Genomic DNA, 13,716 nt, shown 5'->3' on the forward strand with positions numbered 1-13,716 from the left:
ATCACCGGCGTTAGCTGCCGGCATGGTCGAGACCCCCAAGCCGCTGGACGAGGTCGATTGGGCGGAGGCCGCCGAGCATCTGGTGGGGATGTTTCCGGGCGCCTCGCTGGGCCAGGTCGTGGCGCGGGCCGAGGCGGCGGCCGTGACGCTGGACCAAATGGGCATGACGCGGGAGGCGGAGTCCATGCGTCGGGCGGCGGCCTATGTGCGCCGGCACAGGATGAATTAGCGCTGGCCTAATCCGCCGAACATCCGCGAACCTCAATGCGGCACACCACACCGTCCGGCTCGAAGCTGGTGGTGATCGTCTCTAGTCCTGGCTGGCGGCGCAGGAGCCGGGTTCCAAGGCCCTGGCGGCTAGGGGCCCGGACCTTCGGGCCCAGCGCCTCGCGCCAGACCAAGCAGCAACGATCCTGCTCCAGCCGCCAGGAGAGGGTCACGCGCCCGGCGCTTGTCGATAGTGCTCCATACTTGGTGGCGTTGGTGCCCAGCTCATGCAGGGCCAGGACCAGCGGGACGGTGGCGACGGGCGGAAGCTGCGAGGTTCGGCTCGCCGGCCCGGCGTGGCGACGCGGGCCAGGTCTATATGGATCTGGAGACTCTCCAGCCCAACGCCTAGGCGGCCGGCGAAGGCCTCCTCTGGTGCGGCCCGCAGCTGGTAAGCGTGATCTTAGCCATGTCCTTTAGGTTGTGCTGAAGGGCTCGGTTCTAGTCTCCGTTCATGTTCCGCTTCAGCGTCGCGGCCTTGGCCATCCTGCTCATCATGATTCCCGTCCACGCCGACGTGAACGCGAAGCCTTCGGGCCATCGGCGCACGTCGCATGTGGCTGGAAAAACAGGCGGCGACGGTAAACACCTCTCCGCCGGCAAGGCCGATGCTAAGGTCAGCGCGACGGTGATGACGACCATCGACGCGGTTGGACCCAAGGCCGGCAAAGGCGGATGGACCCGGGTCCTGCGCATCGGGGCCTGGGGCGTCATCGTCGTGGCCGGCATGATGCTCGTGGCGCAGCGACTAAAAGATCGCTTCCTGGCGCTGGAGCATGGGCGCGTGCGTATTGGCGAACGTGTCGACGCGCTCAAGCGGGCGATCGCCACGGGACGGCAGCGGGCCGAAACGGCGGAAGCGAGGGTGAAGATGTTGGAGACCGATGCCGAAAGCGTCAGGCGCGAGGCGCAGGCTGCCCGGCGTCGGATCGTCGAACTCGAACAGGACAACGCTCAATTGCGGGCCGATCGGACGCGAGCGGTCGAGATCGAACAGCTCTTCACCAAGGTCCGCGTGGAACTCGACGAGATGGCCAGGACCCGAGGCCAGGCGGAGCCCGAACACGCCCGATCGACTTTGGATCAGCACCTGGCGCTTCTGCAGGCGGCCGAACCCGGCGCCCTGATACCAAGCTCCGTGCTCAACTACGCAGAGCAGTCTAAGTTTCGGGCCATTCTGACCTGGACCAAAGAGCGCAAGCTGAAGCTGCTGCCCCAAGTCAGCATGGGCGAGTATCTGGAGCCATCGCCAGGCGAGGAAGAACTTCGCTGGACCTATAATGATCGGCGCGCCGATTTTGTGATCTGTGACGAGCAGTGGATGCCGATCCTGGCGGTCGAACATCACGGCAGCGGGCATCAGCTCGGTGAGAACTGGGAGAAGCGCGATGCAATCAAGGCTCAGGCCCTGGTTCTGGCCGATATCGGCCTGGTGATCACCGAGGATGGCGATCGGAAGGACATCGTCCGCGCCAAGCTCGACGCCGAGTACGCCCGGCTGACGGCAGAGAGCGCAACGGGGCGGCGAGCGCTTCCTGCACAGTATGGTCGCGGCGCTTAGCCCGGGCGAGGATGCCCGGCGACGCCGAACGCTCGCCGCCTAGCCGGCGGCGGCGTCCTAGGCAATGCCCGCGACACGCGTGATCTGGGTGAGATTTGAAGGAGAACGGCTATCGAAAACGATCTGACCGCGTTGGCGCTGCAGGACCTCACGGAGGCCGAGCTGTGCGCTCTGAAAAGCTACAAGTCCGCAGCGGAGACAGGCGCTGGCCAGTCGCCCTGCTTTCACCTGAACAGGGCGCTTTCGCCAAGGGTTTTGGACCGACGAGCTGGACGCCGACCTGAGGCCGGTGGCTGAAGCGCTGGACGCGGTGTTCGATCGCTGCCCCAAGCTGAGCGCAGAGCTTACAGTCTGGCGAGGCGTCGGACATCGCCCGTTCCTGGAGGAGGTCAAGCCAGGGTATCAATTTCGATCATTGGAATTCTGGTCGACCTCCCCTGTACGCGCGAGGGCAGGTACCTTTATCCGCGAGACGGGTGCGTTGATGCAGTTGGACCTGCCTGCAGGATTTCCGGTCTACAACATGGAGACCCTGGAAGGCGCGGGCGGCGGCGAAAAGGAATTCCTGCTACCGCGCGGGGTGATGTGGGAGCTTGTCTCGGCGCCACTCATTCCACCCGGCGAGCTACCCGGCCTCCTGCGAGCCAAGGCGCCCAAGATCCCGCTGCTGCATCTTAAGGCCATGGTGGGGCCAAGGCCGCTCAAATAGGGCGATCTGGCCATGTGTTGCGGACATTACGGGTACATTTCAATCGCTATACAAATTCCCAAGCTTTGTAATTTTGGGCTGAGCCGACCGGACGGCGGCGCTATACGGCGCGAATGAAAATCGTTCGCACTTAGGCGAGCTTCAGGTCCGGGATTTCAATTAGATGTCGATCAACCGCACGTTCCGCGGCGCGCCTTCGCGCGCCCTGCTGCTGGCCTCGGCCGCGGCGCTCCTGGCCACGCCGGTCCTGGCGCAGACCATCAACGAGGTGAGCGGCGTCACGATCACAGGCCAGGCCTCCTACAAGACCAATGCGATCACCTCGGCCACCAAGACGCCGACGGCGCTGATCGACGTGCCGCAGGCGGTGAATGTCGTCTCGGTCAAGCAGATCGAAGACCAGGCCGCCAACGGCATCGGCGACGCCGTCCGCTACGTGCCGGGCGTCTTCTCCTCGCAGGGCGAGAACAACCGCGACACCCTGAGCTTCCGCGGCAACCTGACGACCGCCAGCTTCTTCGTCGATGGCGTGCGCGACGACACCCAAAGCTATCGCGACCTCTACAACATCGAGCGCCTGGAGGTCTTCAAGGGCCCCAACGCCATGATCTTCGGTCGCGGCGTCACCGGCGGCCTGATCAACCGGGTGACCAAGGTCGCCGATGGCCAGCAGCACCTGGGCGCGCGCCTGGAGGTCGGCCGCTACGACCACTACCGCGGCCAGGTCGATCTGGGCGCGCCGGTCAGCGAGACGATCTCGCTGCGCGCGACCGGCGTCTGGCAGGACAGCGGCAGCTTCCGGGACGGCGTCTGGAACAAGCGCTGGGGCTTCAATCCGACGGCGACGTTCAAGCTGGATCCCGACACCACCCTGTCGATCGGCTACGAGCGCTTCCACGATAAGCGCATCGGCGATCGCGGCGTGTCGTCCTATCAGGGCAAGCCGCTGGAGACGCCGCGCGGCCAGTTCTTCGGCGATCGGGACCAGAGCCCCAACTGGATCGACTCCAGCGCCGGCACGGTCTTCGTCGAGCACCGGTTCAGCGACACCATGTCGATCCGCAACCGCACGCGCTACGCCTACTATGACCGCTTCTACCAGAACGTCTTCCCCGGCGCGGTGAACACCACGGCCCAGACCAATCCGGCGGGCCTGGCGGCCGGTGTCTATGCGCCGGGCTCGATCGTGGCGATCAGCGCCTACAACAACGGCGCCAAGCGCCGCAACCTGATCAACCAGACCGACTTCAACGCCAAGGTTTCTACGGGCGGGGTGGAGCACACCCTGCTGATCGGCGCTGAGTTTGGTCGCCAGACCACCAGCAACCTGCGCACCGAAGGTTTCTTCCCGACCGCGACAAGCGCCAGCGGCGTGCAGACCATCTTCGTTCCGGTCAACGCCTCGCGGATCAGTCGTCCGGACATCCAGTGGCGCGAAGCCGCCACCAGCGGCCACAACTTCGGCATCGCCAAGCTGGCGGCCGGCTATGTGCAGGACCAGATCGAGCTGTCGCCGAACGTCCAGGTGGTCGCTGGCCTGCGCTACGAGCACTACCAGACCGACGTCACCAACCGGAACCCGTTCCTGGCCGCCGGCACGCAGCGCAACTTCAGCGCCACCGACAATCTGTGGTCGCCGCGGGTGGGGGCTATCTTCAAGCCGGCGGTCAACACCTCGATCTACGCTTCGTACTCGAAGAGCTACCTGCCGCGCGGCGGCGACCAGCTCTCGGCCCTCAACCTCTCCAACCAGAGCCTTGATCCGGAAAGGTACGAGAACTACGAGCTGGGCGCGAAGTGGGACGTCCTGCCGACCTTCAACCTGGCCGCCGCGATCTTCCAGCTGGACCGCGACAACGTGCTGGCGCTGAGCGACCCGAACAACGCCGCTTCGCCGACCATCCCGATCGGCCGCCAGCGGTCCAAGGGCGTGGAGCTGAGCGCCCAGGGCGAGATCACCCGCCAGCTTAGCATCGTGGCCTCCTACACCTATACCGACGCCAAGTTCCTGGACTCCCAGTCGGCGACGGTGCGGGCCGGCAACCGCGTCAACCACGTGCCCAAGTCGTCGGGCGCAGTGTGGCTGCGCTATGACCCGAACAAGACCTTCGGCGGCGCCATCGGCGTGACCAGCATGGGCAAGCGGTTCGCGGCGACCGACAACACCGTCTCGCTGGCCGGCTTCACCCGCGTCGACGGCGCGCTCTACTACCGGATCAACAAGACCTACGACCTGCAGCTCAATGTCGAGAACCTCTTCGACAAGCGCTACTTCCAGTACGCCGATAGCAATAACAACATCTCGCCCGCTTCGGGTCGGGCGGCGAAGGTGAGCCTGAACGCCCGCTTCTGACGGCGACGCGGCGCGAGGTCGGTTCGCGCTGCGCCATCGTTGCGAAGGCCCTGCGGCCCGGTGTCGGGGAAACCCGGCGACGGGCCGCTTGCGTCCTCGGTAGCATTGCGGAACCGGGCCCCAGGGGTGAGATCAGAAATCGGGCAGGGCTTCGGCTTCCCCCGTCGCTTCACGGACGATCGCGTCCCGGCGCTGGAGGTAGGCCGACCGCAGGCTGGCATAGGGATCGGTCGCATCATCCAGCGCGCGCAGGCCTGCGTCGAGTTTGACCCGGGTGTTCAGCCGGCTGGTGTTGCTGCGAACCGCGCCGAACGTCGTCCCGCTGCCGCCGCCGATCTGGGTGATTGGGTCCGCTGCGGCGTCGACCAGCCGGCCGACGGCGTCGCGAACGGTCAGGGGCCCCAGCAAGGGGACATAGAGGTAGGGGCCAGGGCGGGCGCCATATCGGCCCAGCGTCTGGCCAAAGTCGCTACGGTGATGGGCGATGCCCATCTTGCCCGCGACATCGAACAGCCCAAGAAGGCCGGCCGAGGAATTGATCAGGAAGCGCGACGTGGCCGCCTCGGCCCGCCGGGCATGGCCCTGGGCCAGATCGTTGAGGACCGTGCGCGGTTCGCCGAGATTGGTGATGACGGCGTCGACCCTGGCGCGTGCGTACGCCGGAGTGACGGCGACATAGGCGTGGGCGATAGGGCCGACAACGGTGTGGTCCAGCGCCATGCCAAGACCGAAGCTTGCGCGGTTCAGGCGCTGCAACGGGTCTTTGGGCGGCGTCTCGACCGTGGCCGTCTCGACGGCGGGCGGGTCGGGTTCGATGGTCTGAGCCGCGGCGCTTGTCGCGATCGCACAGCTTAGAAGCAGGCCAGCCCAGCGGCAGCCGCGAATGACCTGTCGTGGGAGGGGGCGTTCGGTGCGGATAGGCGAGCAAGACGATCTCATGGGCGATCCCGTTGCTAAGAGGACGCCGAGGCGTCGATGTCGCCAATGACGCCACGGCCCGGCGCACCCCCCACCAGATCGCCGAAGCCTGAGCGCGCCGCCAAAATCGATGAGAGGCGGCGGCGATGGCGGCGTCCTTGAACGCACGGGCCGTCGGGGCCCGGTCGTCCCGGAGGCCTCTAGTGTCCCAATCGTCCCTGGACCGTCGCGCGCTTCTGGCTGGCCTTGCCGCCAGCGCGGCGTGGACCGCGCCGGCCGCCGCCGAGGATCAGGCGATCAGCTTCGTGGCGCTGGGAGACTGGGGTCGTCGTGGCAAGCGCTCCCAGCGTCAGGTCGCTCGGGCCATGGGCGCGGCGGCGCAGGATCTGGCCAGTCGCTTCGTGCTGGCGGCCGGCGACAACTTCTATCCTGCAGGCGTCGCTTCGGTGGACGACCGTCATTGGCAAGAGTCCTTCGAGGCGGTCTATGACGCCCCGGCCTTGCAGACCCCATGGTACGCCGCGCTTGGCAATCACGACTACCGGGGCGCGGCCCAGGCCCAGATCGACTATTCGGCCCAGAGCGCGCGCTGGCGCATGCCCAGCCGCTATTTCAAGATCGGCGGCGAGACGCTCGGCTCGGACCTGGTCGATCTCTTCGTGATCGACACCGCCCCGCTGGTCGATGGCGGCAACTACGACGAGATGCTGCAGCAGATGGCCCGCGGTCATCGCGAGCGTCACGACGGCGCTGAACAGATCGCCTGGCTCGAGCGCGCACTCGCCGCCTCCACCGCACCCTGGAAGATCGTCATGGGCCATCACCCCGTCTATTCGGGCGGCCATGGCGACAGCCCCGAGCTGGTGGAGACTGTCGCGCCGTTGCTCGAGGCCCACGGCGTGCAGGCCTACATCAACGGCCACGACCACAGCCTGCAACACATCCGCCGTGGCCGTGTCGACTACATCTGTACGGGCTCAGGCGCGGACGCCGGCGATAAGGTCGAGGCGGTGGCTGGAACCCGCTTTTGCCTGTCTCGACCTGGCTTCGCGGCCTTCCGGCTGGAGGGCGAGGCGCTGGACTTGGCGTTTCGAGATCTCGACGGCCAGGTGGTCTACAAGGTCCGGCTCCTGCGTGATCGGCGGGGTAAGGCGTGAGCCAGCGCTTAGAAGCGGGCCGTCAGGCGCACGTTCAGGGTCCGGGGCCTCGGCGGGGTGACGATCTGGTCGCGAGTGATCAGGAACGGGTTGCCGAACGAGAAGCTGTTGGCATGACTGTTCAAGGGATTGTCCAGCGTCGCCGCCAGCGTCCAGCCCGGTGTGGTCAGGCTGGCCACGCCCCGCAGGCCCAGATACTCGCCCATCTCGTGGGCGGGATCGGCTTCGAAGGTCAGGTAGGACCCGCCGACATAGGACGCCTGGCCCTGGAGCCGCAGCGTCGGGCCGATCGCCAGCTCGCGATGATAGTCGAAGCCGAGACTGGCCGAGGCCCGCGACACGCCAGGAAGGCTGGCGTCCTTGCGCGTGCTGAAGGCGGGGTTGAGCTTGGTGACCTCCGGATCGTTGAGCAGAGCCGCTGCGCGCAGGTCCAGTCGCTCGTTGACCCGAAACGCCGCCTCGGCCTCGATCCCGCGGTTGGCGCCGTTGCCGATGTTGGCGGTATAGGCCGCGCCGTCGGCCAGGTACTGGTCGCTCTGCACCGACTCCCAATCGGCGAAGAACACCGCCGCGCGGCCCTGCAGACGATCGTCGAACGCCCGCAGCTTGACGCCCAGCTCGTAGTTCCAGAGTTCATCGGCCTGGTAGCGGCGCGGCGGGGTTTCGGGCGCGTCGAAGACTTGGCCGATGCGGCCGGCGGTGTTGAAGCCGCCGGGCCGATAACCCTCGGCGGCCTGGGCATAGAGCAGCAGGCCGGGCTTGGCGTCGTAGCTGACCAGGACCTTGGGCGAGAAGCCTGCGGCTTCCGCCGACGGGCGCGTCTGGCGCAGGCCCGCAGGCTGGGTGATCGTCGCGTCGGTACCGAATCGGAAATCGAACCAGCGCAGGCCGGCTGTCGCAGAGAGGCGCGGCGTGGCGTCGAACGTCATCTCGCCGTAGAGCGCGATCTCGCGGATAGTGTCGCGCCGCCGCTCGGCATAGGCGGCGGGCGAGCCGGCGGGCAGGGCGTGCAGGCTGGTGTTCAGCCGGATCGAGCCCGTCGAGGCGAAAGCCCCGACCAGGCCGTGCAGACGGTGCTCGCCCGGCGTGGCGTAGGTGACTTCGGCCACGGTCAGATCGATGCCCTTATTCTCATCGAACGCCGAGGCCGCATCGCCCAGGCCGTAGATCGACGAGACCGAGGTGGCGTCGTAGCGGCTGGCGAAGTCATGCGCCAATTGCGACACCGAGCCGGTCAGACGTCCCCAGCCGCCTTCGCCCGTCAGGGTCAGGGAGACGTGGTCGAAATCGTTGTCGTGCGGCTCGCGTACGAACGTGTCGCGCTGCTTGGGGCCCAACCGCTGCAAGCCGTACTGGGTGTCATCGTTGTCGATCCATTGCTGGGTGAGGCCCAGCGTCAATGTCCAGCCTGGCGTCAGGGCCGCGCGCAGACTGGCGCGGACGCCCGCGCGCTCGAAACCGTTAATGCGGCGCAGACCCAAGGCGCGATTGTCGATGTAGCCGTCCTGCGTCTCGCGATAGGCCACGGTTCTTAACGCCACGCGGCCGTGAAGGAGCGGGAGGTTGACCATCGCCTCCAACTCGTCACCGCGGCCACCGCCCTGAGTCCAGCCAAGGCCAGCCAGAACGCTGGCCTGGTAGCGGTCGAGATCGGGCTTTCGGGTGGCGATCCGCATCACGCCCCCCAGCGAGCCGCCGCCATAGAGCGTCCCCTGTGGCCCACGCATGATCTCCACCCGCTCGACATCGGCCAGCCGCAGGTCCGGGTCCGGCGCGCTGTAGGTGATCGGCACATCGTCCAGATAGAGCGCCACCATCGACTGGGTCTGGCCGGTGAAGGCGCCGTCCGATAGGCCGCGCAGCAGCACCTTGTCGCGTCCGGGTCCCAGGTTGGTCACGGTCATCCCCGCGACCTGGCTGGTCAGGTCGTAGAGGCTGGTGACTGCCTCGCGTTCCAGCGCGCCGCCTGACACCACCGAGATGGCGTACGGCGTGCGGCCGGGCAGGTTGGGATAGCGCTGGGCCGTGATCACCACCTCGCCCAGGCCTAGCGGCGTGGCTGCCGGCGCAGGTTTGGCCGGCCGCGGCGTAGCGGCGAGGCGGTGGATGATGATCGTGCGCGGATCAGGCTGGCTATAGCTGCAGCCGCTGCCGGCCAGCAGGCGGTCGAGCGCCGCCCCGACTGACAGGCGTCCGGAAAGCGCCGGGGCCTGGCCGCGACAGGCGTCGAGGTCGCCGCCCAAAGAAAGCTCGGCCTGCAGGGCGAAATCGATCAGGGCAGCGTGCAGCGGCTTGGCGGCGATCTGCAGCCGCACGACCGGAGACAGGCGGCCGGCCAGCAGGCGCGGCGCGGCCTCGGACGAGCCGGCAAGGCCCGCCAGGCCCGCGCTTAGGGCCGCGGCCCACAGGCGGCCGCCGCGATAGGTCCTGCGCCCCACGGTCAGCGGCGCGCCGGCTTGGCCTTGAGGATGACCCCCGTGGACGTCGTCTCAGCGACGATCGGGGCAAACAGTTCCAGGCGCCGGATCATGGCGGCCTCCTCGTCGACCAGCAGCACGCCTGACACTGTCACCGAGGCGGCGTTGGGATCAACGCGGATCGGTGTCGCGACATAGCGGTTGAGGTCGGCGACAACCTTCGTCAGCGGCGCGTGGTTATAGACGAGCTTGCCGGACTTCCAGGCGAAGGCGGCGTCGGGCTGGACCGTGGCGACCTTGGCGGTCGCGCCTGGTCCCTTGGCGAGTTGCTGGCCGCGAGCCAGGCGCACCGCGCCTTCGGGGCCGCCCGAGACCAAGACCAGGCCACGACGCACCGAGACGGCGAGGCTTCCAGCGTGGTTGAGAATGTTGAACTCCGTACCCAGCACCCGCACCTGCCGCTCCCCCACCGCCACCACGAAGGGCCGCTTCTCCAGGTGGGCGACATCGAAGCTGGCCTCGCCATCGACCAGGGTCACGTCGCGCTGTCGCGCCCCGAGGCTGACGCGCAGGGTCGTGGCCGCCCCCAGGGTCAGCCGTGAACCGTCGGCGAGGGCGACCTCGCGCGTCTCGCCGCGACTGGTCGAATAGTTGGTGAAGGCTGGCTGGGTGAAACGTGGAACAGCGACCAGACCCACGATGGCCGCCGCGGCCGCGACGCCAAGTCCGATCAGGAGCCCCCGCCGAGGCGCCCCGGCGGGCCGGCGCAGGGGCGTGACATTGGCCGCCATCGGTGCGGCGACGGCCGGATCGGGCGCGGTGTCATTGGCCGGCAGGTCGTCGAGATCGAGCCACACCGCCTCGACCGCTTCATAGGCGGCTGCGTGCTCGGGGTCAGCTTCCAGCCAGGCCTGGAACGCCGTCCAGTCCTCCAGGGCAGGATCGCCCTGCAGCCTGGCGAACCAGTCGGCGGCCGCCTGCTGGATCGGGTCTTGGTCGACGGACTTCGTCATAGGCGGTTCGCGCTTCCTTCGCGCCAAGTCTGAAACGGGCGCCGTCTAATTGACGTCACGCCACCCCAACCGCCTCTCCACATCCCGGTAAGGTGATGCCAATAGGTAACAGTCGTCATCGGCCCACCCGCTTGACCAGATGGCTCAGGGCCAGGCTGACATGCTTTTCGACGGCGCTGCGCGAGATGCTCATCCGCGCGGCGGTCTCGGCATGGGTCAGGCCCTCGAACTTGTGCAGCCGGAAGACGCGCTGGGTCAGCGGCGCGAGGGTCTCCAAGGCCTTGGAAAGCTTCTCCAACCGCTGGCGGGCGATCACCGCGCTTTCGGCGTCAGGGGTGTCGGCGATGTCGAGCGCCCCGATCGTGGCATGGTTGGTCCGGCGCCATTCGGTGTCACGCGCGCCGGCGCGCTTGGCCTGCCGCAGCCGGTCCAGCATCAGGTTCGAGGCCAGACGGTAGAGATAGGCCTGGGGGTTCTCGATCGGTTCTTCGGTGACCGCCTGGACCTTGAGATAGAGTTCCTGGACGAGGTCTTCGACCTCGCCACGCCCGCCCAGCCGCGCCAGGAAGAACCGGCGCATGTCCTCGCGCCGTTCCAGATAGACGGCCGCCAGCGGCGAAAGATCGGCAGGGGCGTCTTTCATCGCGCGCGAGCGCCGCAACGGTATGGGAGCGAGATCGGAATCTGGCTGTCGGCGTTGGTCTGCATCGCCAGGCGTTCGGGCCGCTGAAAGAGTCGCTGGTACGCCAAGAGACATGGCTTGGCGGCGCGACGAAGGCAAGCTGCCCGGATGGTGACGAAGGCCGGCGATGGTCACGGCAGAGCCGCCGCTCGGCGGGCGCCGAGTGCTTCGGCAATGGCGGCGAAGAGCGCGGCGATGCGCTCGGTCACCCAGCTGACGGGGTTCTGGCCGGGGCGCTTGCGGCTGGCGACCCAGGTGGCGATACAGATCGTGGCGAAAAGGACCGCCGGCAAACCGACGGTGAGAGCCGCCGGCAGCCCGGCGCTCGTGGCCATGGCCTCGCCGAGGATCATGGAGGTCTCGAACAGGAAAAGCAGGATGCCGCCCGTCGCCATCGCCGAGCCCGAACCGGCCCGTTTGGCGCTGAGGCCGAATGGCACCGCCAGGAGCGGCAGCAGGGGCAGTATCAGGGCGCGGGAGGTGCGGGCGTAGAAGTCGGCCAGCAAGGTCTGCCGGGGCAGGGTCGGCTGGGCCTTGCCGAAACCTCGCTGCGCCAGCTCGATGAGGGTGAGCTCGCTGACGTCGTCGCCCCGGACGCGGAACAGCTTGCCCGACAGCGACAATGGCACGTCGAACGAGAAGCTTGCGAAATCGGTGACATACACCTGGGCGTCGGGCGTCGTGCTCACCTGGCGACCGTCGCGCAGGTCCAACGTGACGCTTTGGTCGCCGGCGTCCTTGCGCACCACCGCCGACACCGCCGTGAGGACGTCCTCGCGGCCGTCGGGCTCGATCTTGCGGATGAAGACGCGCTGGAGATTGCGGCCGCTGGCGTCCGTGCGATCGGCGGTCAGGAAGAGCGGCCCTGTGGAGAGCAGGGCCTTGGGCCGGACATCGCCGTTCCAACCCGCCTTCTCGGCCGCGTACAGCACGGCGTGATAGGCATAGCGGCTGTAGGGCTGGATGAAGCCGAACAGCAGCACGCTGAACATCATCAGCGCGGCGCCCAGGCCCACGAACGGGGCGGCAAAGCGCCCCAGCGACATGCCGCTGGCCAGGATCGCGTCGATCTCCGAGCTCTTGTTGAGGCCGTTGACCACCACGAAGAGGCCGATGAAAAACCCGCCGGGCAGGGTCAGGCCCACATAGTGCGGGACCAGATTGACCAGCAGTTCGCTCAGGTATTTGAAGCCGTCGGTCGTCTGAGAGAGCAGCTGGAACGAGCGCATGATGCGCTCCATCAGGAACGCCACCATCGTGCTGATCAGCACGGCGGCCATCGGCGTCAGGGCCCGCCTCAGGAGATAGCGGTCGAGCGTCTTGAGGATCATGAGAACGCGCGGGCCTTCAGAGCGACGCGAGGCCAGCGGCGTGTGGGTCGACCATCGCGCCGCGACGACGGGTGGCGATCCGCGGCGTCGACGTGGTCGTCCGCGCGCCCAGGGCTTCGGCATAGACCTCGACGACCTCGTCGAGGATCTCAGACCAGCGATAGGCGGCGCTGCGTTCCAGCGCCGCCGCGCCCAGGCGACGGCGGGTTTCGGGAATGCGGATCAGTTCGCTCAGCGCCTCGCCATAGGCGGCGGGCTGGTCTGCGCAGAGCCGAGCGTTGCGGCCGTGCCGCAACAGGGCGCGGGTGTTGGGCGCGTCGGCGCAGACCATGGCCAGGCCGCAGGCCATGGCTTCCAGATTGACGTTGCCGAAGGTCTCGGTGGTGCTGGGATTGAAGAAGATGTCGCCGCTGGCCAGCGCCGTGGCCAGGGCCTCGCCCGACAGGAAGCCGGTGAACGCCGCGCCTGGCAGCCGGTCTTCGAACCAGGCGCGAGCAGGTCCATCGCCGATGATGAGCACCTGCGGCCTGTGGCCGGCCGCCTCGATCAAACGGATGGCTTCGGCGAAGGCCGCCAGGCCCTTTTCCATGACGATCCGGCCCAGGAACACGATCACCGGGCGGTCGGGATCAAAGCCCTGGTCCAGCCGCCAGGCCTCGCTTCGGCGACCGGGATGGAAGAGGTCAGGATCGACGCCCCGCGCCCAGGTCCGGACCCGCGTGGAGGGGGCTTGGGCGCGAAGCTCGTCGCCGATCGCCTCGGTCGGGGCCATGACGTAGTCGCAGGCGCCGTAGAACTTCCACAGTCGCCCGCGCACCAGCGGGCGCAGGCGACCCAGGCCATAGTAGTCGAGATAGGTGTCAAACAGGGTGTGCAGACTGGCGACCACCGGGACCTCCAGTCTGCGGGCGAATTTTAGGGCCGCCGAGCCCAAGAGGTCGGGGGCTGAAAGGTGGATGAGGTCTGGCTTGAAGGCCTCGATGTCTCGTCGCAGGAAGCCAGGCAGGCCCAAGGCCAGGCGGTAATCGCTCCGGAGCGGGATCTTCACCGACGGCACGGAGATGAGTTCGCCGACCGGCTCGAAGGCGGGCTTGGGGGCGGTGGGGGAATAGACCCGTACCTGCGCGCCGATCGTGTCCTGCAGGTGGCCGACCAGGCGGTTCAGCGACTTGTTGGCCCCGTCCAGGGTGTAGTTGTAGTTCCCCGAGAACAACGCGATCCGCAACGGGCGCGCACCATGGGTGTGCATCTGCGCCTTGATGTCCATGCTGGTCCTTCCACGTGTACGCCCCGGTCCCAGCCGACCAA

Annotated in this window: 12 protein-coding genes; 5 read left to right on the forward strand and 7 right to left on the reverse strand. The window is 67.5% G+C overall.

Annotation, left to right across the window (positions count from 1 at the left end; translation table 11 throughout):
• The first annotated feature begins 22 nt into the window (after positions 1–22).
• Positions 23–229, forward strand: coding sequence for a hypothetical protein (locus tag AC1RNC_RS24550; RefSeq protein ID WP_099503415.1), 207 nt, complete (start codon positions 23–25; stop codon positions 227–229).
• A 7-nt stretch (positions 230–236) separates the two neighbouring features.
• Here AC1RNC_RS24550 and AC1RNC_RS24555 read toward each other — a convergent pair whose 3' ends face one another.
• A complete protein-coding gene (locus tag AC1RNC_RS24555) occupies positions 237–440 on the reverse strand; it encodes a hypothetical protein (protein WP_127846973.1) in 204 nt (67 codons plus the stop codon).
• 281 nt (positions 441–721) lie between these two features.
• On the opposite strand from AC1RNC_RS24555, the gene AC1RNC_RS24560 reads away from it, so the two are divergent.
• The 3 genes from AC1RNC_RS24560 (at position 722) to AC1RNC_RS24570 (ending at position 4,890) form a co-directional block, all read left to right on the forward strand.
• Positions 722–1,828 carry a DUF2726 domain-containing protein gene (locus AC1RNC_RS24560; RefSeq protein ID WP_099503417.1) on the forward strand — a complete coding sequence of 369 codons (1,107 nt, stop codon included), beginning with the start codon at positions 722–724 and terminating at the stop codon, positions 1,826–1,828.
• Positions 1,829–2,117: 289 nt separating this feature from the next.
• Positions 2,118–2,537, forward strand: a complete 420-nt coding sequence (locus AC1RNC_RS24565; protein ID WP_127846972.1) for a hypothetical protein — start codon at positions 2,118–2,120, stop codon at positions 2,535–2,537.
• Between the two features lie 163 nt (positions 2,538–2,700).
• Positions 2,701–4,890, forward strand: a complete 2,190-nt coding sequence (locus AC1RNC_RS24570; RefSeq protein WP_492888636.1) for a TonB-dependent receptor — start codon at positions 2,701–2,703, stop codon at positions 4,888–4,890.
• Positions 4,891–5,022: 132 nt separating this feature from the next.
• Here AC1RNC_RS24570 and AC1RNC_RS24575 read toward each other — a convergent pair whose 3' ends face one another.
• A complete protein-coding gene (locus AC1RNC_RS24575) occupies positions 5,023–5,646 on the reverse strand; it encodes an MlaA family lipoprotein (protein WP_492888637.1) in 624 nt (207 codons plus the stop codon).
• A 365-nt stretch (positions 5,647–6,011) separates the two neighbouring features.
• Between AC1RNC_RS24575 and AC1RNC_RS24580 the strand changes: the two genes are divergently transcribed.
• Entirely contained in the window at positions 6,012–6,965 is a 954-nt protein-coding gene (locus tag AC1RNC_RS24580; protein ID WP_492888638.1) for a purple acid phosphatase family protein, read from the forward strand.
• An 8-nt stretch (positions 6,966–6,973) separates the two neighbouring features.
• Here the strand turns inward: AC1RNC_RS24580 and AC1RNC_RS24585 are convergent, their stop codons facing one another.
• From AC1RNC_RS24585 to AC1RNC_RS24605, 5 genes are all read right to left on the reverse strand, one after another.
• Positions 6,974–9,403, reverse strand: a complete 2,430-nt coding sequence (locus tag AC1RNC_RS24585) for a TonB-dependent receptor (protein WP_492888639.1) — start codon at positions 9,401–9,403, stop codon at positions 6,974–6,976.
• Positions 9,404–9,405: 2 nt separating this feature from the next.
• Entirely contained in the window at positions 9,406–10,395 is a 990-nt protein-coding gene (locus AC1RNC_RS24590) for a FecR family protein (protein ID WP_099503428.1), read from the reverse strand.
• Positions 10,396–10,510: 115 nt separating this feature from the next.
• Positions 10,511–11,038 carry an RNA polymerase sigma factor gene (locus AC1RNC_RS24595; RefSeq protein ID WP_246842020.1) on the reverse strand — a complete coding sequence of 176 codons (528 nt, stop codon included), beginning with the start codon at positions 11,036–11,038 and terminating at the stop codon, positions 10,511–10,513.
• Positions 11,039–11,208: 170 nt separating this feature from the next.
• A complete protein-coding gene (locus AC1RNC_RS24600; protein WP_492888640.1) occupies positions 11,209–12,408 on the reverse strand; it encodes an LptF/LptG family permease in 1,200 nt (399 codons plus the stop codon).
• 16 nt (positions 12,409–12,424) lie between these two features.
• Positions 12,425–13,675, reverse strand: coding sequence for a glycosyltransferase family 4 protein (locus AC1RNC_RS24605; protein WP_492888641.1), 1,251 nt, complete (start codon positions 13,673–13,675; stop codon positions 12,425–12,427).
• Between the last annotated feature and the right edge of the window lie 41 nt (positions 13,676–13,716).

Source organism: Caulobacter sp. GW822-FHT01G02 (assembly GCF_058802865.1).